The sequence below is a fragment of the Rhodococcus xishaensis genome, from assembly GCF_004011825.1.
Classification (GTDB): domain Bacteria; phylum Actinomycetota; class Actinomycetes; order Mycobacteriales; family Mycobacteriaceae; genus Prescottella; species Prescottella xishaensis.
The window spans coordinates 1-23,616 of the sequence record NZ_RKLO01000002.1 but is presented as its reverse complement, the minus strand read 5'-3'; the positions used below and the strand labels follow the sequence as shown (position 1 = coordinate 23,616).

Here is a 23,616-nt window from a genome sequence, read left to right as displayed (position 1 = left end):
CTATGACCGGACGGGCATTGATCGTCGTCGACGTCCAGAACGATTTCTGTGAAGGCGGATCCCTCGCGGTCGCCGGCGGTTCCACGGTGGCCTCCGACGTCAACGACCTGTTCTCGGGGCGTGGGTATACGGCAATCGTCGCGACCCGCGACCACCACATCGATCCCGGCCCGCACTTCTCCGACGACCCGGACTATGTCGACAGCTGGCCGCCGCATTGCCGCGTAGGGACGCCGGGGGTCGAGTTCCATCCCGCCGTCGAGACCGAGCCGTTCGACGAAGTGTTCTCGAAGGGCGAGTACAGCGCTGCGTATTCGGGATTCGAGGGCGTGTCCCCGTCGGGCGAGTCGCTCGCCGACTGGCTGCACCGCCACGACGTCGACGCGGTCGACGTGGTCGGCCTTGCCACCGACTACTGCGTGCGCGCAACGGCGCTGGACGCGGCCACCGAGGGTTTTCGCACGCGTGTGCTGCTCGCGTTCACTGCCGGGGTGTCCCCGACTACCGTGGCAGCTGCCCTGACCGAACTCGATACCGCCGGTGTCGAACTGGTGGGGCAGGTCACCAGCCACGACTGACGGGGCCGGGAAGTACCCTGTTGCGGTGCCCGAGCCTGAGCTGCCGAACGTGCCCGAATTGTTGAAGCTCGCGGTCCGCTCTCTCGGCGGCAAGGAGCGCCGGAACCAGTTGACGATGGCGTCCGCCGTCGCCCACTCGATCGATACGGGCGAACACCTCGCGGTCCAGGCCGGAACCGGCACCGGCAAGTCGCTCGCGTACCTCGTTCCCAGCGCGCGCCATGCCGTGCAGTCCGGACGCACCGTCGTCGTCTCGACCGCGACGATCGCGCTGCAACGGCAGCTCGTCGACCGGGACATGCCCCGCCTCGCCGACGCACTGGCTCCCGCGCTGGGCCGCCGCCCGCACTTCGCAATCCTCAAGGGCCGCAACAACTACCTGTGCATGAACAAGATCCACACCGGCATGGCGCAAAACGATCCGCCGGAGGAGGAACTGTTCGACGCGTTCGCGGTCTCCCGACTGGGCCGAGAGGTGCAGCGCCTGACGAAGTGGTCCTCCGACACCGAAACCGGCGACCGCGACGACCTTGTGCCCGGGGTCAGTGATCAGGCATGGCGGCAGGTCAGTGTCAGCGCCCGCGAATGCCTCGGCAAGTCCCGCTGCCCCGTCGGCGAGGACTGCTTCGCCGAACGCGCCCGCGCGGAGGCCGCACAGGTCGACGTGGTGGTGACCAACCACGCGATGCTCGCGATCGACGCGATCTCGGGGATTGCGGTGCTGCCGGAACACGACGTCGTGGTGATCGACGAAGCACACGAGCTCGTCGATCGGGTTACCGGCGTCGCGACGGCGGAGTTGGCGGCGTCGGCGATCAGCACCGCGGCCCGCCGCTGCGTGAAACTCGTCGGGGAACGGGACGTCGATCGTCTCCAAGCGACCGCGGAAGGGTGGGCCGAACTGCTCGAGCAGCTGCCGGCCGGCCGTTGGGAAGCGCTGCCCGACGGGGTCGGGTCTGCGCTGGCCGCGGTCCGCGACGCCGCCTCGAACGTGCGCACGGCGATCGGACCGTCCAAGCCGGGGATGGCAGCCGCCGACGCGGAGGCCGCCGCGGCACGCAATGCCGCCCTATCGGCGGTCGAGGAGGTCCACGACAGCGCCGTCCGCGTCCTCGCCGGGTTCGACGAGCCGGATCCCGCGAAACGCAAGGACGTCGTGTGGCTGTCGGTCGAGGACAACCGTGGGCAGGTCCGCCGGGTGGTGCGAATGGCGCCGCTGTCGGTGGGAGGCCTGCTCCGGTCCAGCCTGTTCGCCGAGTCGACGGTGGTTCTGACGTCGGCAACGCTGACGGTGGGCGGTTCCTTCGACGGGCTTGCAACGAACTGGGGCCTGCCGCCGGAGTCACCGTCGCGCAGCGACACCGCGACCGCGACGGGCAAGGAGGCGCCTTCGGACGCAGGTGCACTGCACTGGAATTCGCTCGACGTCGGCTCACCGTTCGACCACGCGAAATCCGGCATCATGTACGTCGCGCGACACCTGCCACCGCCCGGTCGCGATGGCCTGTCCGCCGGATTCCTCGACGAGATCGAGGAGTTGGTGACCGCGGCGGGTGGGCGCACGCTCGGGTTGTTCTCGTCGACGCGGGCTGCGAAGGCCGCGGCCGAGGCGATGCGCGAACGCCTGGACGTGCCGATCCTCTGCCAGGGCGACGACGCGACCGGCACCCTGGTGCGCCAGTTCGCCGAGGACGAGCCGACGACGCTGTTCGGGACACTGTCACTGTGGCAGGGCGTCGACGTGCCGGGCCCCTCCCTCAGCCTGGTGATCCTCGACCGGATCCCCTTCCCGCGCCCCGACGATCCACTGCTGGTGGCGCGTCAGCGTGCGGTGGACTCGCGCGGTGGCAACGGCTTCTTGGCCGTCGCCGCGAACCATGCTGCGCTGCTATTAGCGCAGGGGGTGGGCAGACTGCTGCGCAGTGTGGACGACAAGGGCGTGGTCGCGGTCCTCGATTCACGCCTGGCCACTGCCCGGTACGGGGGCTACCTTCGTGCCTCGCTCCCCCCGTTCTGGCAGACCACCGATCCCACGGTGGTGCGGCAGGCGCTCGCCCGGATCGCTGCGGCTCGTCCACCCTCCTGATCCCACGAGAGTTCGAACCTGGTCGCCCGCGACCGTGAAACTTGGTCGCCCGCGACCGTGAAACTTGGTCGCCCGCGACCGTGAAACTTGGTCGCCCGCGACCGTGAAACTTGGTCGCCCGCGACCGTGAAACCTGGTCGCTACCGTCGTAGCCGACTTATGCTCGGTCGATGGACTCGGTGATCTCTGTTCGCGGACTCACCAAACACTTCGGCGACGTTCGCGCCCTCGACGGCCTCGATCTCGAGGTGGGCCCGGGTGAGGTCCACGGCTTCCTGGGTCCCAACGGTTCCGGGAAGTCCACGACGATCCGCGTGCTGCTCGGCCTGCTGCGCGCCGACGGCGGTGACGTCTCGGTGCTCGGGGCGGACCCGTGGCGCGATGCGGTGAGCCTGCACCGACACCTCGCGTACGTGCCGGGCGATGTGAATCTGTGGCCGAACCTCACCGGCGGTGAGGCCATAGACCTGTTCGGCCGACTCCATGGCGGCCTCGACGAGGGGCGTCGCCAGGAGTTGATGGAACGGTTCGAACTCGATCCGACGCGCAAGGGCCGTACCTACTCCAAGGGCAACCGGCAGAAGGTCGCACTTGTTGCGGCGCTGGCCGCGGACGCGCAGCTGCTGATTCTGGACGAGCCGACGTCGGGCCTGGACCCGCTGATGGAAGCCGTGTTTCAGCAATGCATAGGCGAGGCAGCAGGTGATGGCCGCACAGTCCTGCTGTCGAGTCACATCCTCGCCGAGGTCGAGTCGCTGTGCCAGGTCGTGACCATCATCCGCGCCGGCCGGACGGTGCAGAGCGGCACGCTCCGCGAACTCCGGCACCTGACCCGTACGACGGTCTCCGCGACCACCCGCAAGTCCCCGGACGGGCTCGCGTCGGTGCCGGGAGTGCACAATCTGCAGGTCGTCGATGACGGGGGCGCCGACGGTCCCAGTAACCACATCACCTTCGCCGTCGACTCCGAACAGGTCGACTCGGTCATGTCGATGCTCGCCGGACTCGGTGTCCTCACGATCACCGCGCATCCGCCGACCCTCGCGGACCTGTTCCTGCGTGAGTACAGCGACCAGTTCGACTCGCTGGGCATCGAGCGCTGATGACCACGCAAGTCGAGCGGACGCAGCAGGTCACGAGGCCCGCCGATGCATCGACGACGGATCCACTCGCCGGCACCTGGACACTGACGCGGCTGGCGCTGCGGGTCGATCGCATCCGCTTACCTGCATGGGTGATCGGGGTCGGCGGGTCGACCGTGCTGTTGGCATCGAGCTACCGGACGCTCTATCCCACGGTCGAGTCCCGCCAGGCGCGCGCCGCGCTCATCGAGTCGCCGGCGGCGACAGCGCTGGCCGGGCCGGGCTACGGACTCTCGGACTACACGCTCGGCGCGATGGTCGCGAACGAGATTGCCGGGATCACGATGGCCGCGGTCGCGATCATGTCGGTACTGCTGGTGACGCTGCATCTGCGAACGGAGGAGGAAACCGGCCGTGCGGAGATGCTGCGCGCGGGCGTGGTCGGGCGATTCGCGCCGATCACGTCGGGTTTGGCGGTGGTGCTGCTCGCCAACCTCCTGATCGGCCTCGTGCTCGGGCTGGGTCTGCCGGCGGTCGGGCTGCCGGCGCTCGGGTCGTGGAACATCGCAGCGTCGGTGTTCATGGTCGGCTTGGCGTTCGGTGCGACATCTGCACTGTTCTCCCAGGTGACCGAGCACGCCCGGACGGCCAGCGGTCTGGGCCTGGTCGCGGTTGCCGTCGCATACCTGCTGCGTGCGGTCGGCGACGTCCGCGCGAAGGAGAGCGGCAGCATCTGGTCATGGCTGTCACCGATCGGGTGGGGGCAAGCCACCCGTGCATACGTCGACGAACGCTGGTGGCCGCTGCTGCTGGGCCTGGCCGCGGTCGTCATCGGTGTCGCACTCGCCTATCTGCTGGTGGGTCGGCGCGATGTCGGCGCGGGCCTGGTCGCGCCGCGCGGCGGGCGGCCCCGCGCCAGCCGAGCGCTGGCCGGGATCACCACACTGACCCTGCGCATGCAGCGCAATCAGATCGCCGCATGGGGTCTCGGCGTCGTCGTGTGGGCCGTTCCGATCGGTGCGCTCGGGGAGCAGGTCGCGGAGTTCGTCGACCAGGATCCCCGTCTGGCAGAGCTGTTGCCCGGCGGGGAGGGAAACGCCACCCAGGGCGCGTTCGCGCTGTACCTGGTGATCCTGATGGTGATGGCGTGCATGTACGCGCTCACGGCCGTGCAGTCTGCCCGGAACGAGGAGACGGCCGGTCGCGCGGAGGACGTTCTGTCCAGGCCGGTGTCGCGGTGGAGGTGGCTCGGTGCGCAACTTGTGGTGATCACGATCGTGACGGTGCTCATCGTCCTGGCCACCGGCATCGTGATGGGCATCACCGCCGCCGTGACCCTCGACGACGGGACCATGTTCGGCAGACTCGTCGGCGCCGCCGCCAACGGGCTGCCCGCGACCCTGTCCGTGGTCGGCCTGACCGCGGCCGTGTACGCGTGGTTTCCGCGACTGCTGGCGGTGGTGTGGGCGTATCTCGGCTACATGCTGGTGATCGGGATGTTCCTCGAGGTGCTGCCCGACTGGACGGGGTGGGCGTCCCCCTTCCACCTGACACCCAACATGCCGGCCGACGAGTTCAACGCCGCGCCACTGATCGTGCTGGTCGTCGTGGCGGTCGCGTTTTACGCGCTCGCGTTGGTCGGGTTCCGACGCCGCGACGTCCCGTCCTAGACGTACCGCGACATCCCGTCCTACACGTACGGTGCCGCGACGAGGCCGAACTCGGCGTCGTTGGCGAGCAGCCCGTGGTGCGGCAGGACCCGAACGGTGTAGCCGACCGATCCGGACACCGGCAGCGGTGTTGTGGCGGTGAACATCTCTCCCAACCCGTCGCTGCCCGCGTGCACCATCGGCACGGTCGTCACGTCGGTGAGATCTTCGCTGGGACCGACCCGGCCCAGCACCGCCTGCACAACGACGTCCTTCGGCGCGAGCCCGCCGAGCTGGACGAATGCCCGCAGCGACAGGGCGGCGCCGATCTCGGGGGTGTCGGGGAGCCCGGCGCTGTCGACCTCCATCACCTGCACGGCCGGCCATGCCGCCTCCACACGACGCCGGTACTCGGCGACTTCCCGGGCGCCCGAGAAGTTGTCTGGCAGCAGACTTCGGGCGGCCGCAGCAGCGGGTGCGTAGTACCCGACGGCGTAGTCGCGCACCATGCGCGACGCGAGCACCTTGGGGCCGAGGCTCTCCAGGGTATGTCGCACCATTTCGACCCAGCGCGTCGGCAAGCCGGTGTCGTCGCGGTCGTAGAACCGAGGTAGCACCGACCGCTCGAGTAGTTCGTACAGGGCGGTCGCCTCGAGGTCGTCGCGGCGGGTCTCGTCGGCGATACCGTTCGCGGTCGGGATAGCCCAACCGTTGTCACCGTCGAACATCTCGTCCCACCAGCCGTCTCGGATGGACAGGTTGAGGCCGCCGTTGAGCGCCGACTTCATGCCGGATGTCCCGCACGCCTCGAGCGGTCGCAGCGGGTTGTTGAGCCACACGTCGCATCCCCAGTACAGGTACTGAGCCATCGACATGTCGTAGTCCGGCAGAAAGACTATCCGGTGCCGGACATCGTGCTGGTCGGCGAACCGGACCACCTGCTGGATCAATGCCTTGCCCCCGTCGTCGGCGGGATGGCTCTTGCCGGCGACCACCAGCTGCACCGGACGCGTCTCGTCGAGCAGCAGCGCCTTCAACCGCTCGGGGTCGCGCAGCATGAGGGTCAGCCGCTTGTAGGTCGGGACTCGGCGCGCGAAGCCGACGGTCAGCACGGATGGGTCGAAGACCTCAGCGGTCCATCCGAGTTCGGCGTCGGTGGCGCCGCGCTCGAGCCACGACGCTCGGATCCGTCGGCGCACCTCGGCGACCAGTCGGCCGCGCAGCGTGTTCCGGGTGGCCCAGAGTTCGGCCGGATCGACCTCACGCAACCGTTCCCAGCCTCGAGCCTCCTCGAGCAGTTCGGGGCCAACCAGTCGCCGCGCGAGGTCCATCCATTCGCGGGCCGCCCACGTCGGGGCGTGGACACCGTTGGTGACCGAGCCGATAGGTACATCTGCTGCATCGAACCCTGGCCAGAGCGATTGGAACATCGCGCGGCTGACCTCGCCGTGCAGCTTGGAGACGCCGTTGGAGCGCTGACTCAGTCGCAGGCCCATGTGCGCCATGTTGAAGACGCCGGGTTCGTTCTCGGCACCCAGGGCGAGGATTCGGTCGACGGCGAGACCGGGCAGCAGTGTCGACTCGTGCTCGCCCTCGTTGCCGCCGAAGTAGCGGCGGATCAGATCGTCCGGGAATCGGTCGATGCCCGCCGGCACCGGGGTATGGGTGGTGAAGACCGTACCCGCGCGTACTGCGGCGAGGGCCGTATCGAAGTCCAGGCCGGTTCCGGTGATCAGTTCGCGGAGGCGTTCGAGGCCGAGGAACCCGGCATGGCCCTCGTTCGTGTGGAACACCTCCGGGTCCGCCAGCCCGTGCGCGCGGGTGTAGGCGCGTACCGCTCGGACGCCGCCGATACCGGCGAGGATCTCCTGCTTGATCCGGTGGTCCTGGTCGCCGCCGTAGAGCCGGTCGGTCACCGCGCGAAGGTCGGGGTCGTTCTCGGCAATGTCGGAGTCGAGCAACAGCAGCGGCACCCGTCCCACCTGCGCAATCCACACCCGGGCGCGCAGGATCCTGCCGCCCGGCATCGCTACGTGGATCAAGACGGGGGCACCGGGCCCGCCGTCACTGGTGCTCTCGGTGAGCAGCCGCAGCGGCAGCCCCTGTGGGTCGTGCGCCGGGTAGTGCTCGGCCTGCCAGCCGTCCGCGGTCAGTGACTGCCGGAAGTAACCCGACCGGTACAGGAGCCCGACACCGATCAGCGGCAGCCCCAGGTCGGAGGCGGCCTTGAGGTGGTCGCCGGCGAGGATGCCGAGACCGCCAGAGTAGTTCGGAAGCACCTCGGTGACGCCGAACTCCATCGAGAAGTACGCGATACCAGTAGCCAGTGGGGCACCCCGGTCGAGTTGATTCTGGTACCAGCGCGGACGGGCCAGGTAGTCGTCGAGGTCCGCGGCGGCGCGGTCGAGATCGGCCAGGAACACCGGATCGACCGCGAGGTCGTCGAGGCGGGCCGGGTCGACCTCGCCGAGCATCCGGACCGGGTCGCAGCGTACCTTTGTCCACAGCTCGGGGTCGATCGCCGCGAACAGGTCGTGCGTCGGCGAATGCCAGGACCAACGCAGATTTGTCGACAGCGGCCCCAGCGCGGCGAGGCGCTCGGGCAGGTGAGCTCGGACGGTGAACCGACGCAGGGCTTTCACGTGGCGAACACTACCGACATTCTGGCCCGATCACTCGCCGAGCGGCAGCGCCTGCGGCGGCCGGTCCTCAATCCCGCCAGACGACGCGGAACTCGTACCAAGGCCCACCGAGGTGCGTCGCGGAGAAGCCCGCCGGTGGGCCGTCGGGTGAGTACGCCCACCCCGACATCGCCATCCCGAGGCCGTCCTCACGGACGAAATAGACCGCTTCGTCCGAGCGCTGTCTCACGGAGCGGAAGTCGAAGCGGCCGATCTCGACGTTCGAGCGAGACCGTTCGGGTGAGGCAAGGACCTCCAGCGCGACGCGTTCGAACTCCGGCCGCATGTCGTCGAAGCTTTGCGGTGGAAGCAAGAGCGCTGAGGCCACCGCAACAGCTACGACAGCCGGCGCGGCCATGATCCACCATGTCCATCGCCGGTCCTGGCCGACGTAGTGCAGCGTGCGGATCGCCCACACGGTGCCGGCCACCACGAGGACCAGAAGAGCCGCCCCGCCGAAGAGGAGCGGATCCGCCCACGCCATGTCCCCGAATCGCGAGGGCCACCAGTCGTAGTGAAGGCAAACCAGGACGATCACGGCGACGCCGGTGATTGCGGTGAGAATCCGCCCTGGCGGTTTGTTGTCCGAGGCGGTGTCCTCGGGCTCGACCTGTTGCTCCCCCACGCGGTCACCATATCGGTGGTCCACATATCGGTGGTCCACATATCGGTGGTCCACATATCGGTGGTCCACTCGCCGTACCCATGGAGTACAGGCGCCGCACGGGTCGCTGAACTACCGTTGATCCATCACCGTCGCCCCCTGTCCCCGGACGGTGGGAGCCCGAAGGGAGTGCGCGTGCCAGGTCGCCTCGCCATCGACGACGTGCTGCCCTCGATCGACGGGGGCCGCTTCCCCGCCAAGGCGGTAGTCGGCGAGGTGTTCCCCGTGTCCGCGAGCGTGTGGCGCGAGGGCCATGAGGCCGTCGCGGCGACACTCGTCGTCGAAGGTCCCGACGGATTGCTGCGGATCCCCATGTACCCCGGCCCACTGCACGACGTCTTCCACGCGACCTTCACCCCCACGAGTGCCGGTACCTGGACGTACGCGATCGAGGCGTGGGGTGATCCGATCCAGACGTGGCGCAGCGCCATCGAGGCAAAACTCGCTGTCGGGCAAGGTCCCGCGGAACTCGCCAACGATCTCGAAGTGGGCGCGCGCCTGTTCGACCGTGCCGCAGCGGTCGCCGAGGGACCCGACAGTGACCGGCTTCAGTTGGTCTCGGCCGCCTTGCGATCGGATCGGCAGCTGCCGGTGCGTGTCGCGCCCGCCTTCTCGGCCGAGGTCGCGGAGATCCTGCGGACCCGGCCGCTGCGGGAGCTGGTGACCGCGTCGCGTACCTACGACGTCGTCGTCGATCGCCGGCGGGCACTGTTCGGTTCCTGGTACGAGTTCTTCCCGCGATCCACTGGTGGGTGGGACGAGCACGGCGTCCCGAGGCATGGCACGTTCGAAACGGCCACCGAGGACCTGCCCCGCATCGCCGCGATGGGCTTCGACGTCGTGTACCTGCCGCCGATCCACCCGATCGGTGAGGTCAACCGCAAGGGCCCCAACAACTCTCTGACAGCCGGCCCCGATGACGTCGGGTCTCCGTGGGCGATCGGGTCCGTCGGTGGCGGTCACGACGCGGTGCACCCCCAACTCGGCACGCGGGCCGACTTCGAGGCGTTCGTCGCCGACGCCGCGCGTCTTGGACTCGAAGTCGCTCTCGACCTCGCACTGCAGTGCGCGCCTGATCACCCGTGGCCACGCGAGCATCCCGAGTGGTTCACACGACTGCCGGATCACACGATCGCGTACGCGGAGAATCCGCCCAAGAAGTACCAGGACATCTATCCGATCAATTTCGATCTCGACCCCGCCGGAATCCGCGACGAGGTGCTACGCGTCGTCCGGCACTGGATTCTCTCGGGCGTCAAGATATTCCGAGTCGACAACCCCCACACCAAACCGCCCGACCTCTGGGAATGGCTGATCGCTGAGGTCAAGAAGACCGATCCGGACGTGCTGTTCCTCTCCGAGGCCTTCACCCGCCCCGCGCGGCTCTACGGGCTCGCGAAACGCGGCTTCACGCAGTCATATACGTACTTCACGTGGCGGGTGCACAAGTGGGAGTTGACCGAGTTCGGCACCGAGATCGCGGCCAAGGCCGACGAGGCCCGCCCGAACCTGTTCGTGAACACGCCGGACATCCTGCACGAGAGCCTTCAACACGGCGGACCCGGGATGTTCGCGCTACGGGCGGCGCTCGCAGCCACGCTGTCGCCCACCTGGGGTGTGTACTCGGGCTACGAACTGTTCGAGCACGTCGCCGTCCGGTCGGGTAGCGAGGAGTACCTGGACTCGGAGAAGTACCAGCTACGCCCGCGCGACTACGCCGGAGCCCGTTCCCGCGGCGAGTCGCTCGAACCGTGGCTCGCGACGCTCAACCGGATCCGCCGCGCCCACCCCGCACTGCAGCAACTGCGGAACCTGCACTTCCACCACATCGACAACGACGCGCTCATCGGGTACTCGAAATTCGATCCGGTCACCGGCGACGCGGTTCTGACGATCGTCAACCTCGATCCGTTCGGGGCGCAGCAGGGCTTCATCTCCATCGACATGCCCGCGATCGGACGGGACTGGCACGACCACTTGTCGGTCCACGATCGCGTCAGCGGCGAACAGTACGAGTGGGGCCAGCACAACTTCGTTCGGCTCGAACCGTGGCGGGCGAGCGCCCACATTCTCGCGCTTCCGCCCGTTCCTCTCGACGCGCGCCGACACCTCGCCGACCGGGAGCACAGCCCGTGACACACCCAGCCGCTGTGTGCCCACCCGACCCACACGACCTGACACTGCTCGCACAGGGCACCCATCACGACCCGCATTCGGTGCTCGGTGCGCACGCCCAGCAAGACGGTACGGTGATCCGAGCCTTGCGTCCGGGTGCGGAGTCGGTGTCGGTTCGGATCGGTGACCGGGACTACCCGCTACACCGGGTTGCGCATGACGTCTTCAGCGCACTGATCCCGCTGCACGACCTGATGGACTATCGCCTCGTTGTGCACTACCCCGGCGCCCACGTCGTCGTCACCGCGGACGGTTACCGCTTCCTTCCCACCCTGGGCGAATTGGACCTACATCTGTTCGGCGAGGGCCGGCACGAACGACTTTGGGAGGTCCTCGGGGCCCATCCGCGGACGTACGAGACTCCGGACGGCATCGTGCGGGGCACCTCGTTCGCGGTGTGGGCCCCCAGCGCACGCGGTGTGACCGTGCTGGGCGAGTTCGATCTGTGGGGTGGACGCACCTTCCCCCTGCGGGTGCTTGGGAGCACCGGCGTGTGGGAGGTGTTCGTCCCGGACGTCGGAGCGGGCGAGATGTACAAGTTCCGCATCCACGGCAGCGACGGCAGCGCGCGCGACAAGGCCGATCCGATGGCGTTCGCGACCGAGATGCCGCCCGCGACTGCGTCGATCGTCACCGAGTCGACCCACCAGTGGACCGACGACGAATGGATGTCGGCTCGCGGCGGTCTCGAACCGTGCCGCGAGCCGATGAGTGTGTACGAGGTTCATCTCGGCTCGTGGCGTCCCGGCCTTGGCTACATCGAACTGGCCGAGGAATTGAGCCGGTACGTCATCGAAGCCGGCTTCACCCATGTCGAACTGCTGCCGGTCGCCGAGCACCCGTACGGAGGGTCGTGGGGCTACCAGGTGACCTCCTACTACGCCCCCACAGCTCGATTCGGCACCCCCGACGACTTCCGCTCCTTCGTGGACCGCCTCCACCGCTCCGGCATCGGCGTCATCGTCGACTGGGTACCTGCGCACTTCCCCAAGGATGAGTGGGCGTTGGCCAGATTCGACGGCACCCCCCTGTACGAGCACGCACACCCACACCGCGGCGAGCAACTCGATTGGGGCACTTACGTGTTCGACTTCGGCCGCCGGGAGGTACGTAACTTCCTGGTGGCGAACGCGCTGTTCTGGTTCGACGAGTTCCACGTGGACGGACTGCGGGTCGACGCAGTCGCATCGATGCTCTACCTCGACTACTCGCGGCCGTCCGGCCAATGGACACCGAACGTCCACGGCGGACGGGAGAACCTCGAAGCCGTCGCATTCCTGCAGGAGATGAACGCGACAGTGCACAAACTGCACCGCGGTGTCGTCACGATCGCCGAGGAGTCGACGGCCTGGCCGGGGGTGACTCGGGGCACGAGCGTGGGCGGTCTCGGCTTCACGATGAAGTGGAATATGGGCTGGATGCACGACACGCTCGGCTACTTGCGGCGCGACCCGATTCACCGCAGCTTCCACCACAACGAAGTCACCTTCTCGTTGATGTACGCGTGGAGCGAGAACTACCTGTTGCCGATCAGCCATGACGAGGTCGTCCACGGCAAGGGCACCCTGTGGTCTCGCATGCCCGGCGACGACCACGCGAAGGCGGCGGGCGTACGCGTGCTGCTCGCCTACATGTGGGCGCATCCGGGCAAGCAACTGTTGTTCATGGGTCAGGAGTTCGGGCAAAGCACCGAATGGTCCGAGGAACACGGCCTGGACTGGGAGGAACTCGAAGACCCCGCGACCGGCGAGTTGCACCGCGGCATCAGGCAACTCGTCCGTGCCCTCAACACCACCTACAAAGCCAGCTCCACGCTGTGGACGCTCGACACCTCCCCCGGCGGCTACTCGTGGATCGATGCGAACGACACCGAGAACAACGTCCTCAGCTTCCTCCGATACGGCAGCGACGGCTCACTCCTCGCGTGCCTGTTCAACTTCTCCGGGGCAGCACATTCGAGCTACCGGGTGGGCCTGCCAGAACCCGGCACGTGGTCTGAGATCCTCAATACCGATGCGCGCGATTTCCAGGGGTCTGGGATCGGGAACTTCGGTGCGGTGACGGCGACCGAGCACCCTTGGCACGGTCGCCCGGCCTCGGCCGAGGTCACGCTTCCGGCCAGCGCAGCGATCTGGATGAGGTGGGAAGGCTGAGGAGGATGGTGCGGTGACGGGGCTGGATCGGTGACGGGGCTGGATCGGTGACGGGGCGAACCCGCTGGCTCGCAATGCTGGCGGTCCTGGCCGTTCTCACCGTCACGGGCTGCGCAGTGACGACCGACGGTCGCGCGGTGTCGATCTACGAAGACCCGTTCGCCGTCGCCGGGATGCCCGCACAGGGCGGCCCGACCGGTCCCCGTGCAGGGGTGCCGGATTCGACGCGGGCCATCGAGGGCAGCGACGGAGGCTACATCGACGTCCTCGCAGCCAATGCCATCACCGACATCGAAACCTACTGGGCTCGTGAATACTCGGCGGTCTTCGGGGGCAGCTTCCGCCCGGTGGCCGCACTCGTATCCTGGGATCCGGACGACGACGGGCGTCTGTTCTGCGGCATGGAGACCGACGTCAACGCCGCGTACTGCACCGCCGAGGACAGGATCGGCTGGGATCGTACGTACCTGCTGCCGAGCCTGGTCGAAGCCTTCGGCCCGATGGCCGTTGTCATGGTGCTCTCGCACGAGTACGGGCATGCGATCGGGCAGAAGGCCGGTCTCGTCGGGAAGGACGATCCGAGGATCGTCTTCGAGCAGCAGGCCGACTGCTTCGCGGGAGCGTTCCTCCGCCACGTCGCCGAGAATGACGCCGCGCACTTCACGCTCAACACATCGGACGGCCTGAATTCCGTTCTGGCAGCAACGGTGTCGGTGCGCGACACCGACCCTAGTGACCCCCGGTCCAGCCACGGTTCGGCTTTCGAACGGGTCACCGCGGTGCAGATCGGCTTCACCGACGGACCCGCCGCGTGCGCCCGGATCGATGATGACGAGATCCAGTCCCGGCGCGCCGACCTCCCTCAACGCTTCCACGCTCCCGGCGACGACGGCGAACTGCCGGTGACCGCGGAGTCGGTGAGGACGATCTTCGAGTCTTTCGAAGCCGTCTTCGCTCTCGGCGACCCCCCGGGGCTCGACCTCAGCGGTGTCGATGCCGGGTGTCCTGACGCCGAACCGACGGATCCGGTCTCGTTCTGCCCCGCCACCAACACAATCGGCGTCGATCTTCGTGCCCTCGCAGAACGCGGACAGACGAACACCGGAGACGACCAAGGGAAAATCTTCAGCGCCGACGTGACCGGCGACTACAGCGCCTACGTGCTCCTTGCGTCCCGCTATACCCTCGCGGTGCAAAGGGCCTCCGGGATGTCGCTGTCCGGTCCCAAGGCCGGGCTCCGGGCGGCGTGTCTGTCCGGCGCTGTCACCGCAGCGCTGAGTCCGGAGAACCCGCAAGCGAACGACTTTGCGGGCCCGGTGTGGCTCTCCCCTGGCGACCTCGACGAGGCCATCTCCGGGCTACTGTCCGACGGATTGGCCGCGAGTGACGTCGACGGCAACACCGTGCCGAGCGGATTCTCGCGGGTCGATGCATTCCGTACCGGCGTCCTCGGCGGGCAGCAGGCGTGCGACGGCCGCTACCAATGACCGGATGGTCAGCTCGGTCGATCAGTACAGAGCCGATGCAAGCTTGCGGCGGGCCGCGACGACGACCGGCTCGGCGGGATCGAACAGCTCGAACAGCTCGAGTAGGCGCGTGCGGACCCGGGTCCGATCATCGCCGCCCGTGCGCCGAACGAGCGCTACCAGCCGATCGAACGCTGCCTCGGGACGCTGCGCGTACAACTCCGCGTCGGCGGCATCGAACTGGGCCTCGATGGCGTCCGGCTGTGCATCGGCCGCTTCGATGGCATCGCTCGGCAGACCGTCGGCGCGAGCGAGGAACCTGACCTGACGCAGCGCCGCCTGGGCCTGCGTATTGCCCGGCTCGGAGTTGAGAATGAGGTTGTAGGCGGCCTCGGCGCCGGCGTAGTCGCCCTTCTCGAGAGCATCCTCTGCCGCCACGAAACGGGGATCCTCAGGCTCGGGCTCCGGTTCACCGCCCGAAGGCGGTCCGGCAAGCTTGCCCTTGACGGCGTCCTGCAGGGCGGCGATCCACTGGCGCAGTTGCGGCTCCGGCTGAGCGCCCGCGAAGTCCGCGAGCGGCTGACCAGCGGCGAGCGCGACGACGGTCGGCACCGACTGGACACCGAAGGCCTGCGCGATGCCCGGGTTGGCATCGACGTCAACCTTGGCGAGGACCCAGTTGCCACCACCCTCGTGCGCGAGCTTCTCGAGCAGGGGAGACAGCTGCTTGCAGGGTTCGCACCAGGTGGCCCACAAGTCGACGATGACGAGGACCTGCGTAGACCGCTCGAGCACCTCGGCCTGGAAGGTGGCCTCGGTAACGTCGACGACCGGCGCCAGACCGGTGCTACTCGTCACAGGCTCGACCTCGGCGGCGGAACTCGACGCCGTCGGAGCGGGAGGTTGCGCGACGCGGTCCTTGAGGCCGGAAAGATCGACAGCTCCGGACATGGCCGCAGCGATTGCAGGGGATGGACGAGATCCAGGTCGAGTCACGGTTTCAGTTTGTCATGAACGCTCGGCACCCAGCCATTCCAGCCTGCCGCCCCCACTTGTCAGACGGGTGCGGGCTCGACGTCCCGGCGCGGCGCCGTCGACAATTCGCCTAGACGGCCCGTCCGGACAGCCCAGCGCTCGAACCAAATGGTCATGAACGGCGGAACGCTGGAGACCATCGCGAGCGCGAGGGTCTTGAAGTCCCACTTCAGCGCGCGCGCCGTGAACAGGGCCACGGCAACATAGAGCATGAACCCGGCGACGCCGTGGACCATGCCCGGGATCTTGACCGCTTCCTCATGGCCCAGGACCCACTTGAAGAACATGGCGATCAGCAGGGCCACCCATGTCACTGCCTCCCAGAGGGCAACAAGGCGCAACCGCTTGGCGGCAGTGGACACGTCGAGAATGTTAGCCATGGGCGCCATTGTGCACTAACGGCCGAGACCCTCCCGTAACCGAGACCGATCGCACAGTCCCGGCCGGGAGGTGTCGTGGGGTCCGTGGCCGCGGATCGCCCCGTGAGGGTGCGAACTACTTCTTCGGCACCCGGACGATCAGGGCGTCTCCCTGCCCGCCGCCGCCGCACAGTGCAGCGGCGCCGACGCCGCCGCCGCGGCGCTGCAGCTCGAGAACCAGGTGCAGCGCAATGCGTGCACCGGACATGCCGAGCGGGTGGCCGATCGCGATAGCGCCGCCGTTGACATTGACCTTGGCCGGGTCGAGACCCAGCTCTCGGGTCGAGGCGATGCCGACGGCCGCGAACGCCTCGTTGATCTCGACGAGATCCAAGTCCTTCGGGGCGATGCCCTCACGCTCGCAGGCGCGGGCGATCGCACGGGCCGGCTGCGCCTGCAGCGTCGAGTCGGGGCCGGCAACGACGCCGTGCGCACCGATCTCGGCGATCCACTCGAGACCCAACTCCTCGGCCTTGGCCTTGTTCATGACCACGACAGCGGCCGCACCGTCCGAGATCTGCGACGCCGTCCCCGCCGTGATCGAACCGTCCTTCGAGAACGCCGGGCGCAGCTTCGCCAGGGTCTCGACCGTCGTGTCTGCTCGCACGCCCTCATCGGTGTCCACGACGATCGGCTCACCGCGACGCTGCGGGATCGTGACGGGTACGACCTCATCCGCGAACAGGCCGTCCTTCCACGCACGTGCGGCGTTCTGGTGCGACGCGGCCGCGAACGAATCCTGATCCTCGCGTGTGATGCGCTGGTCTTCGTCCTGGTTGCGCTGGTCGGTGAGGTTGCCCATCGGCTGATCGGTGAAGATGTCGTGCAAACCGTCGTAGGCCATGTGGTCACGCAGCGTTACGTCACCGTACTTGAATCCTTCGCGGCTCTTCTCCAGCATGTGCGGCGCTCGCGTCATCGACTCCTGCCCACCGGCGACAACCACGTCGAACTCGCCGGCACGGATCAGCTGGTCCGCGAGGGCGATGGCGTCGATACCCGACAGACACACCTTGTTCACGGTCAATGCGGGGACATCCATCGGAATGCCCGCGGCCACTGCCGCCTGACGGGCCGGTATCTGACCCGCGCCCGCGGTGAGAACCTGTCCCATGATGACGTATTCGACCTGCTCGGGGGCGACGCCGGCCCGGTCCAGCGCACCCTTGATCGCTACACCGCCGAGGTCGGAGCCCGAAAGGTCCTTCAGAGTTCCGAGCAGTCGTCCGACCGGGGTCCGGGCCCCGCCAACGATGACAGAAGTGGTCAAGATTCCTCCAGCGATCGATCCTGGTCCGAGCAACGGCGGCGTGCCGTGACCCGGCGAGAACAACTCAAACGTTAGCGCTACCGTTTAATACATGACATCTTCGTCTACCAGTCCCGCCGCGAGCGGCCTGTCCTCGCAGCTCGTGACCGCGATCGACCATGTCGGCATCGCGGTGCCGGATCTCGATGCCGCCGTCGCCTGGTACGGCAGGCACCTCGGAATGGTCTCCACCCACGAGGAGATCAACGAGGAGCAGGGTGTCCGCGAGGCCATGCTCTCGGTGGCCGGCTCTCCTGCGGGCGCCCCGGCGATCCAGCTTCTCGCCCCGCTGAGCGAGAGCTCCACTATCGCGAAGTTCATCGATCGCAGCGGACCCGGCCTGCAGCAGCTCGCCTACCGCGTAATCGACATCGACGCGATCAGCGAGCAATTGCGTGCTGACGGCGTCCGGCTCCTGTACGACGCACCGCGCCGCGGCACTGCTGGCTCACGCATCAACTTCATCCACCCCAAGGACGCAGGTGGTGTCCTGGTCGAACTGGTGGAGCCGGCAGCCGACGGCAATCACTGACATCCTTATTACGGGGCTGACGCGGGGTGGGATCGATCTGAAGACACCGGAGCCTACTCCGGGGGTCTGTGCTTCTAACGCCCCCGGGTAGATTGGCAGCCATGGCCTCCGAGTACGACCACTCCGCATTCCAGCTTCCCTTCTCCATCGCGCGCAAGGGCTACGACCAGACCGAAGTGCGGCGACACTTCGAGCGGCTCGATGCCGAGATCCGCCTCACCGCCACAGATCGCGATGCCGCTGCAACACAAGCTCGCGAGCTCGCCAATCAGCTCGAGGACGCGCGCGACGAAATCGACAAACTGCGCCGCGACGTGGACCGGCTATCGGTTCCGCCCACCACTGCGGAAGGCATGAGCGAGCGCATCTCCCGAATGCTCCGACTCGCATCCGACGAGGCATCGGAGGTCCGCGCGAAGGCCGAAGCCGAAGCGGCCGAGATGGTCTCGGTGGCTGAGCAGGAGAGCGAGCGTCTCCGCGGCCTGTACGAGTCGAAGGTGGCCGATCTCGACGAGCGCCGCGTCACCCACGAGCGCGAGCACGAACGGACTATGCAGACCGCACAGGCGGAGGCCAAGCGCATCGTCGAGGTCGCCCAGACCGAAGCCGACCGACTCACCGCAGAGGGCGAGGCCAAGCGAGCCCAAGTCCAGCAGGACTTCGAGGTCACGATGGCCGAGCGTCGTACCAAGGCGAATGAGGAGGCCGAGGCCCTCGAACGCAGCAGCAAGGCCGAGGCGAATCGGCGCCTTTCCGACGCCCGCCAAGAGGCCGAGTCCCTCGAAAGCAGCAGCAAGGCCGAGGCCCATCGACGGCTCTCCGAGGCCAGCCAGGAAGCTGAACGCCGTCTTCGGGTGGCAACCGAACAGGCCGAGCGCAAGATCGTGCACGCCAAAGAACTCGCCGAGGAACTACGTGTTCTTCGCAGCCGAGTCCTGGCCCAGCTCCTCGGTATTCGCGGCCAACTCGACTCGGTGCCCGCGATGCTCGCCTCCGTCAATCGTGAAGCGGATCTGCTCGGCAGCGCCGTCACACCGGCGGGAGCCGACGACCGCGGCTCCGACGCCACGAACACTCCGGGCGAATCAGGCGAAGAGGAGGTCACTGCCCACGCCTGAGCTAGGACCAGCGTCGCGCCGGTCCCCGCGTGTGGCGTCCGGCCCAGCACCCGGTGTGCCAGTGTCGGCGGTCGTCGGCGCCGCCGGGATCCGATGGCCACGCCACGACGTGGGCAACCCCAGGTCGCACGTCCTGGTCGCATCCGGGGCACCTGTACGTCTTCGTCGCACGAGCACCGGGGACCTGACGGACCATGTACCGCTCATTCGCGTAGCCCACGGGACCGGATTCCTCACGGGCCAGGCCGTTTCCGAGCAGATCTCCACCGGCGCCGGCCTCGGAACGACGACTCGGCTTCCGGGGCTGGTTTCGGCGCGGCACCTTTCCAGTCTAGGTGCCCGTCGAGGCCGGGCGCCGGGCGCACCGGATGTCAGAACAGGCGGAACTCGGTGCTCTCGGCGCCCCGCAGCGCCTCGTAGTCGAGGACCAGGCACCGGATGCCGCGATCGGTGGCAAGAGTTCTCGCCTGTGGCTTGATCTGTTGGGCCGCGAACACTCCGGAGACCGGTGCGAGCAGGGGATCCCGGTTGAGCAGTTCGAGATAGCGTGTCAGCTGCTCAACGCCGTCGATCTCGCCGCGGCGCTTGATCTCGACAGCGACCGTCGCCCCGTCTGCGTTGCGGCACAGTAGATCCACGGGCCCGATCGCCGTCATGTACTCCCGGCGAATCAATGTGTAGCCCTCACCGAGTGTCTCGACGTGTTCTGCGAGCAGTTCCTGCAGGTGTGCCTCGACACCGTCCTTCATCAAGCCGGGATCGACGCCGAGCTCGTGACTGGAGTCGTGCTCGATCTCCTCGATCGTGATCCGTAGTTCCTCGCCCGCCTTGTTGGTGACGACCCACAGTGGAGAACCACCACCGTCCTCCCCAGCACCATCCGAGGTTTCGACGAGCCAGCACGGCGGACTCATCCAGTTCAACGGCTTGTACGCACGATCGTCGGCATGAATACTCACCGAGCCATCGGCCTTGATCAGAAGTAGGCGACGCGCTGTCGGCAGGTGGGAGGTCAGGCGGCCGACATAGTCGACGCGGCAACGAGCAATGACGAGACGCACCCGCACAACCCTAGTGGATCGAGTGGGACGGATCTCGAACGATCGCCGCGATACTCCTGACCTTCATCGGGCCAGTGCCGAGATGCTCGACGCGCGCGGTCACACGCCTTCGGTGACGCCCCCGGCGACACGCCGCATCGGCTCGGCGCACACATCGCGACACCATCCTGATGTGCAAGGTTCGCCGCGACCGCCGACTCCGCGGGTTACGGTGAGAACCTATGACCGACGACAGCAAACGTGCTGAACGTCCCCCGCGCGCGGCGATCAGCCGCCGTGGCGTCCTCCTGGGTCTGGCCGCGCTGGGAGGAATCGCCGCAGCGAATGTCGGCGGGTTCCTGTATTTGGGAGGCTGGCTGACGCCCGGAGCTTTGACACCTTGGCGATTCGTCGATCGCTTCGAGCAGGTATTCGGCAAACACGACGGGTTCCGGCGGAATCATGCCAAGGGGTTGAGTGCCTCTGGGTACTTCACCAGCAACGGAGCGGGCACCGAGGTGTCCAAAGCAGTGGTCTTCGAGCCCGGCCGGATTCCGGTGACCGGGCGGTTCTCGCTGTCGGGCGGCGTGCCCGACGCAGCCGATGCGAACGCCACCATTCGAGGTCTGGGGCTGCTCTTCTCGTTACCGAACGGGGAACAGTGGCGCACTGCGATGGTCAACATCCCGGTCTTCCTCGACAGCACCCCAGAAGGCTTCTCCGAACGACTGCTCGCGTCCCAGGTGGATCCGAACACCGGACAACCTGATCCCGAGAAGATGGCCGCGTTCTTGGCCAGGCATCCGGAGACCGCCGCGGCGATGGAAATCGTACGACAAACACCGCCAAGCTCCGGATTCGACAACAGCACTTTCCACGGGCTCAATGCGTTCCGTTTCACCAACAGCTCTGGGACCACCGTTCCGGTGCGCTGGATGGTCGCCCCCGAGCAACCCTTCGAGCCGGCGGGACCGGTACAGCCGCCCGGCAGGGACTATCTCTTCGACGCGCTGATCCGATCGGTTGCGAACACGCCGCTGCACTGGCGCCTGATTCTCACCGTCGGCGAACCGGGAGACCCGACCGACGACGCCACCAAACCATGGCCCGATGGTCGGCGCACCATCGACGTCGGCACACTTACCATCGACTCGGTACAGACCGAGGAGCCCGGCAACGCAAGAGACATCAACTTCGACCCGCTCATCCTGCCGGACGGCATCGCTCGGTCGGACGATCCTCTGCTCAGCGCACGGTCAGCGGTCTATGCCAGATCCTTCCTGCGCAGGTCCCGCGAACCCAAGCAGCCCAGTGAAGTAAACGTCACGGAGGTGCTCGGTGAACGATAAGCCGATCGGCCGTACCCCGCAGTTCGCCCTCCCTTCCCGACTGCTGCACTGGGTCATGGCGGTCATGGTCATTACCCAGCTCTTCATCGGCGTCACGATGGTGGCCTCCCTTGCCAACTACAATCTGCTGCTGGCCATCCACCGGCCACTGGGGATCGCGATCCTGATCTTCGTCGTGATCCGTATCGGGAACCGCTTGCTGCACAAACCGCCGCCATTCCTGGCCACGATGAGGCCCTGGGAACGTCGCGTGGCGATCCGATCGGAACAGTTGCTCTACGCGCTGCTGGTCGCGCAGCCGCTGGCCGGATGGGCCATGCTCTCGAGCGCAGGGGTCCCGATCGTTCTCTTCGGGCAACTACACCTTCCGGCAATCGCGCCGCACAACACGAGCTTGTACCCGGTGCTGTGGTACACCCACCTGACTTTCGCGTACCTACTTTTCGCCACCTTCACCGCTCACATGTGTGCGATCCTGTTCCATACACTGGTGATCCGCGACCGCATCCTCGACCGTATGGCCATATGGCCCATCCGCGGTGCGAAGCCCGTGGCGGAGGCAACCGACCCGCCACCCGTCGAAACCAACTGATCTCGTATTCCGTTGTCAGTGAAGCCGTTCACTAACCGGATGGCGGCGTAGGTCGAACCACGGAAGGCCTGCGGCCGATCGGCCAACCGGCTGGAACCTAGGTGCTATCGCACGCTTCCGGCCGCGACATCGAGGGGTGCTGACGCGCCCACACTGGTGATCGCGTCGATCACCGCCTCTGGGTCGTCCAGCGGGACAAACGTTCTCGCGTTGGGAACCTCGATCAATGTCGAGTTCGGGAAAACAGCCTCCAGGCGCCTGCCGAGCCTTGGCGTAAAGAGCCGGTCACGCTGCCCCCACACGAGAACGACAGGCTTGGTGAATTTGTGAAGCCGAGTCGACACACCGACGAGATCGCTGACACTGATTTGCCTCGCCAGTATCGCCAGATCTCGGCAGATGCGAGGGTCGTTCCGGCACGGCTCGAACCAGGCTTCAGTGAGGTCCGCGTACTCGTCTGTCAGCAGGTCGTACCCGAGCGGCGAGTGGCGAAATGGAAGCACGAGCCGCATCAAGGTGAACAGTGTCTTGATGGAAATCGGACCGCGCATTAGTTCCAGACTCAGAGTGAACGGAAACGGCGGAAACTTTTCGAAGGCGTCGCAATTTGCTAGAACCAAACGTCCGACGTGGTCTGGGTAGTAATCAATGACTACCTGACACAACCCGCCGCCGGTGTCGCTACCAACAAGTGTCACATCCTTCAAATCGAGGGCATCCATCAGATCGCGGATGAGAGTCGCCAGGCCGGCAAAGGATAATGTAACGGTGTCATCCACCGGGATGGTATGAGCGCCCAACGGCAGTGTGGGCATAACGCACCGAAATCCACTGCGGGCCAACGCCTCAGCAGTCTCCGTCCACAGCCGGTAATCGACACAAAGGCCGTGGATAAAGAGTACTGGCGGATGTAGTGAGTCCTTGGGACCCAATACCTGATACTTGATTGCTGCCTGCGGTAGCGCGACTTGAGGCATGTCAGCCACTCTCCTACGAACACCTACCTGATGCGGTGTTCACTTGATTGAGTCAGGCCGATCGGGTCCCACGCCGTGTTTTCCCGACACTGACTGGTCCTCGATACCGAGTTCATCTGGAATTAGAGCCAGGTGGTTGATGATCTTATTTCGGTTGATTTCACAGACGACAGGTTTAGAGATGAAGGGGGTGGTGGGTCTGCTTGCATTGCGGACGCTACTCGGCCGGGGTGCCATCGTCCAGTGGCCATGACTGTGGTTGTGCACGTCGCTCAAACCACAGAAGTAAACGTGGTGACGGTGGCGGTTCGGCTGACCCGAGCGCCTCAGTGGCCAGGGCGATTCCGGGTTCGCCACCGTGATCCGTGACGGCTGACCTGACCAGGACGGTCGATCGCGCCGGCCCGAACTCCTCGACATGCCTGCAGGACGCTCCGCGGCCGTGCACACTGACTCTCTCGACGCCCGCGCCCACAAGAGTTGGCGGTGTCCAAGTGTCGACGAGCCTCGGAAGCCGGTCCTGGCGAGAGTCCGGTGTGCGGGTATGCCGAAGGCCCCCACCATCTTTGGTGGGGGCCTTCGGGAACGGGTGTTCGGCGGTGTCCTACTCTCCCACACCCTGTCGAGTGCAGTACCATCGGCGCTGGAGGGCTTAGCTTCCGGGTTCGGAATGGGGCCGGGCGTTTCCCCTCCGCTATGGCCGCCGTAACT

19 protein-coding genes and 1 rRNA gene are annotated in these 23,616 nt (G+C 66.8%); 11 read left to right on the top strand and 9 right to left on the bottom strand.

Annotation, left to right across the window (positions count from 1 at the left end):
- Positions 1–2 precede the first annotated feature (2 nt).
- From EGT50_RS04545 to EGT50_RS04530, 4 genes are all read left to right on the top strand, one after another.
- Entirely contained in the window at positions 3–578 is a 576-nt protein-coding gene (locus tag EGT50_RS04545; protein WP_127952119.1) for an isochorismatase family protein, read from the top strand.
- Between the two features lie 25 nt (positions 579–603).
- Positions 604–2,664 carry an ATP-dependent DNA helicase gene (locus EGT50_RS04540; RefSeq protein WP_127951422.1) on the top strand — a complete coding sequence of 687 codons (2,061 nt, stop codon included), beginning with the start codon at positions 604–606 and terminating at the stop codon, positions 2,662–2,664.
- Positions 2,665–2,834: 170 nt separating this feature from the next.
- Positions 2,835–3,767, top strand: a complete 933-nt coding sequence (locus EGT50_RS04535) for an ABC transporter ATP-binding protein (RefSeq protein WP_127951421.1) — start codon at positions 2,835–2,837, stop codon at positions 3,765–3,767.
- Entirely contained in the window at positions 3,767–5,416 is a 1,650-nt protein-coding gene (locus tag EGT50_RS04530; protein WP_127951420.1) for an ABC transporter permease, read from the top strand. Before EGT50_RS04535 ends, EGT50_RS04530 begins: the two co-directional genes overlap by 1 nt.
- Positions 5,417–5,436: 20 nt before the next feature.
- Here the strand turns inward: EGT50_RS04530 and glgP are convergent, their stop codons facing one another.
- Positions 5,437–8,037, bottom strand: coding sequence for an alpha-glucan family phosphorylase (gene glgP / locus EGT50_RS04525; RefSeq protein WP_127951419.1), 2,601 nt, complete (start codon positions 8,035–8,037; stop codon positions 5,437–5,439).
- 67 nt (positions 8,038–8,104) lie between these two features.
- Positions 8,105–8,701: a DUF1109 family protein gene (locus tag EGT50_RS04520; protein ID WP_127951418.1), complete on the bottom strand. Its 597-nt coding sequence runs from the start codon at positions 8,699–8,701 to the stop codon at positions 8,105–8,107.
- 174 nt (positions 8,702–8,875) lie between these two features.
- Between EGT50_RS04520 and EGT50_RS04515 the strand changes: the two genes are divergently transcribed.
- The 3 genes from EGT50_RS04515 to EGT50_RS04505 all read left to right on the top strand — a co-directional run bounded on the left by EGT50_RS04515 (position 8,876) and on the right by EGT50_RS04505 (position 14,555).
- A complete protein-coding gene (locus EGT50_RS04515; RefSeq protein WP_127951417.1) occupies positions 8,876–10,876 on the top strand; it encodes a maltotransferase domain-containing protein in 2,001 nt (666 codons plus the stop codon).
- Positions 10,873–13,068 (top strand): 1,4-alpha-glucan branching protein GlgB, encoded by a 2,196-nt coding sequence (glgB, locus tag EGT50_RS04510; protein ID WP_127951416.1) that lies wholly within the window; start codon positions 10,873–10,875, stop codon positions 13,066–13,068. The genes EGT50_RS04515 and glgB overlap by 4 nt, the downstream gene beginning before the upstream one ends.
- A gap of 74 nt (positions 13,069–13,142) precedes the next feature.
- Positions 13,143–14,555: a neutral zinc metallopeptidase gene (locus tag EGT50_RS04505; RefSeq protein ID WP_127952116.1), complete on the top strand. Its 1,413-nt coding sequence runs from the start codon at positions 13,143–13,145 to the stop codon at positions 14,553–14,555.
- Between the two features lie 21 nt (positions 14,556–14,576).
- On the opposite strand, the gene EGT50_RS04500 is transcribed toward EGT50_RS04505, so the two are convergent.
- From EGT50_RS04500 to EGT50_RS04490, 3 genes are all read right to left on the bottom strand, one after another.
- Positions 14,577–15,485, bottom strand: coding sequence for a tetratricopeptide repeat protein (locus tag EGT50_RS04500; RefSeq protein ID WP_127951415.1), 909 nt, complete (start codon positions 15,483–15,485; stop codon positions 14,577–14,579).
- 104 nt (positions 15,486–15,589) lie between these two features.
- The gene (locus tag EGT50_RS04495) at positions 15,590–15,949 is read right to left on the bottom strand and encodes a DUF3817 domain-containing protein (RefSeq protein WP_127951414.1); all 360 of its coding nucleotides are present in this window, start codon (positions 15,947–15,949) and stop codon (positions 15,590–15,592) included.
- Positions 15,950–16,064: 115 nt separating this feature from the next.
- On the bottom strand, positions 16,065–17,258 hold the full coding sequence (locus EGT50_RS04490; RefSeq protein WP_127951413.1) for an acetyl-CoA C-acetyltransferase: 1,194 nt from the start codon (positions 17,256–17,258) through the stop codon (positions 16,065–16,067).
- A 91-nt stretch (positions 17,259–17,349) separates the two neighbouring features.
- On the opposite strand from EGT50_RS04490, the gene mce reads away from it, so the two are divergent.
- On the top strand, positions 17,350–17,829 hold the full coding sequence (gene mce, locus EGT50_RS04485) for a methylmalonyl-CoA epimerase (protein ID WP_127951412.1): 480 nt from the start codon (positions 17,350–17,352) through the stop codon (positions 17,827–17,829).
- Positions 17,830–17,930: 101 nt separating this feature from the next.
- Positions 17,931–18,947, top strand: coding sequence for a coiled-coil domain-containing protein (locus EGT50_RS04480; protein ID WP_235870585.1), 1,017 nt, complete (start codon positions 17,931–17,933; stop codon positions 18,945–18,947).
- 1 nt (position 18,948) lies between these two features.
- Here EGT50_RS04480 and EGT50_RS17210 read toward each other — a convergent pair whose 3' ends face one another.
- Positions 18,949–19,269 carry an ATP/GTP-binding protein gene (locus EGT50_RS17210; RefSeq protein ID WP_164873347.1) on the bottom strand — a complete coding sequence of 107 codons (321 nt, stop codon included), beginning with the start codon at positions 19,267–19,269 and terminating at the stop codon, positions 18,949–18,951.
- Between the two features lie 49 nt (positions 19,270–19,318).
- On the bottom strand, positions 19,319–20,008 hold the full coding sequence (gene nucS, locus EGT50_RS04470) for an endonuclease NucS (RefSeq protein ID WP_127951411.1): 690 nt from the start codon (positions 20,006–20,008) through the stop codon (positions 19,319–19,321).
- 221 nt (positions 20,009–20,229) lie between these two features.
- On the opposite strand from nucS, the gene EGT50_RS04465 reads away from it, so the two are divergent.
- Complete coding sequence (locus tag EGT50_RS04465; RefSeq protein WP_127951410.1) at positions 20,230–21,336, top strand: catalase family peroxidase; 1,107 nt, start codon at positions 20,230–20,232, stop codon at positions 21,334–21,336.
- Entirely contained in the window at positions 21,326–21,928 is a 603-nt protein-coding gene (locus tag EGT50_RS04460) for a cytochrome b (protein WP_268960654.1), read from the top strand. The genes EGT50_RS04465 and EGT50_RS04460 overlap by 11 nt, the downstream gene beginning before the upstream one ends.
- A 104-nt stretch (positions 21,929–22,032) precedes the next feature.
- On the opposite strand, the gene EGT50_RS04455 is transcribed toward EGT50_RS04460, so the two are convergent.
- Positions 22,033–22,905: an alpha/beta fold hydrolase gene (locus tag EGT50_RS04455; RefSeq protein ID WP_127951409.1), complete on the bottom strand. Its 873-nt coding sequence runs from the start codon at positions 22,903–22,905 to the stop codon at positions 22,033–22,035.
- 591 nt (positions 22,906–23,496) lie between these two features.
- A 5S ribosomal RNA gene (gene rrf, locus EGT50_RS04450) occupies positions 23,497–23,613 on the bottom strand.
- Positions 23,614–23,616: the final 3 nt, after the last annotated feature.

Excerpts from the sequence above, each read along its gene's own strand:
- EGT50_RS04545 (WP_127952119.1), top strand. The coding sequence starts at position 3 with ATGACCGGACGGGCATTGATCGTCGTCGACGTCCAGAACGATTTCTGT.
- EGT50_RS04535 (WP_127951421.1), top strand. The coding sequence starts at position 2,835 with ATGGACTCGGTGATCTCTGTTCGCGGACTCACCAAACACTTCGGCGAC.
- EGT50_RS04530 (WP_127951420.1), top strand. The coding sequence starts at position 3,767 with ATGACCACGCAAGTCGAGCGGACGCAGCAGGTCACGAGGCCCGCCGAT.
- EGT50_RS04505 (WP_127952116.1), top strand. The coding sequence starts at position 13,143 with ATGCTGGCGGTCCTGGCCGTTCTCACCGTCACGGGCTGCGCAGTGACG.
- EGT50_RS04500 (WP_127951415.1), bottom strand. The coding sequence starts at position 15,485 with ATGTCCGGAGCTGTCGATCTTTCCGGCCTCAAGGACCGCGTCGCGCAA.
- EGT50_RS04495 (WP_127951414.1), bottom strand. The coding sequence starts at position 15,949 with ATGGCTAACATTCTCGACGTGTCCACTGCCGCCAAGCGGTTGCGCCTT.
- mce (WP_127951412.1), top strand. The coding sequence starts at position 17,350 with ATGACATCTTCGTCTACCAGTCCCGCCGCGAGCGGCCTGTCCTCGCAG.
- EGT50_RS04480 (WP_235870585.1), top strand. The coding sequence starts at position 17,931 with ATGGCCTCCGAGTACGACCACTCCGCATTCCAGCTTCCCTTCTCCATC.
- EGT50_RS04465 (WP_127951410.1), top strand. The coding sequence starts at position 20,230 with ATGACCGACGACAGCAAACGTGCTGAACGTCCCCCGCGCGCGGCGATC.
- EGT50_RS04455 (WP_127951409.1), bottom strand. The coding sequence starts at position 22,905 with ATGCCTCAAGTCGCGCTACCGCAGGCAGCAATCAAGTATCAGGTATTG.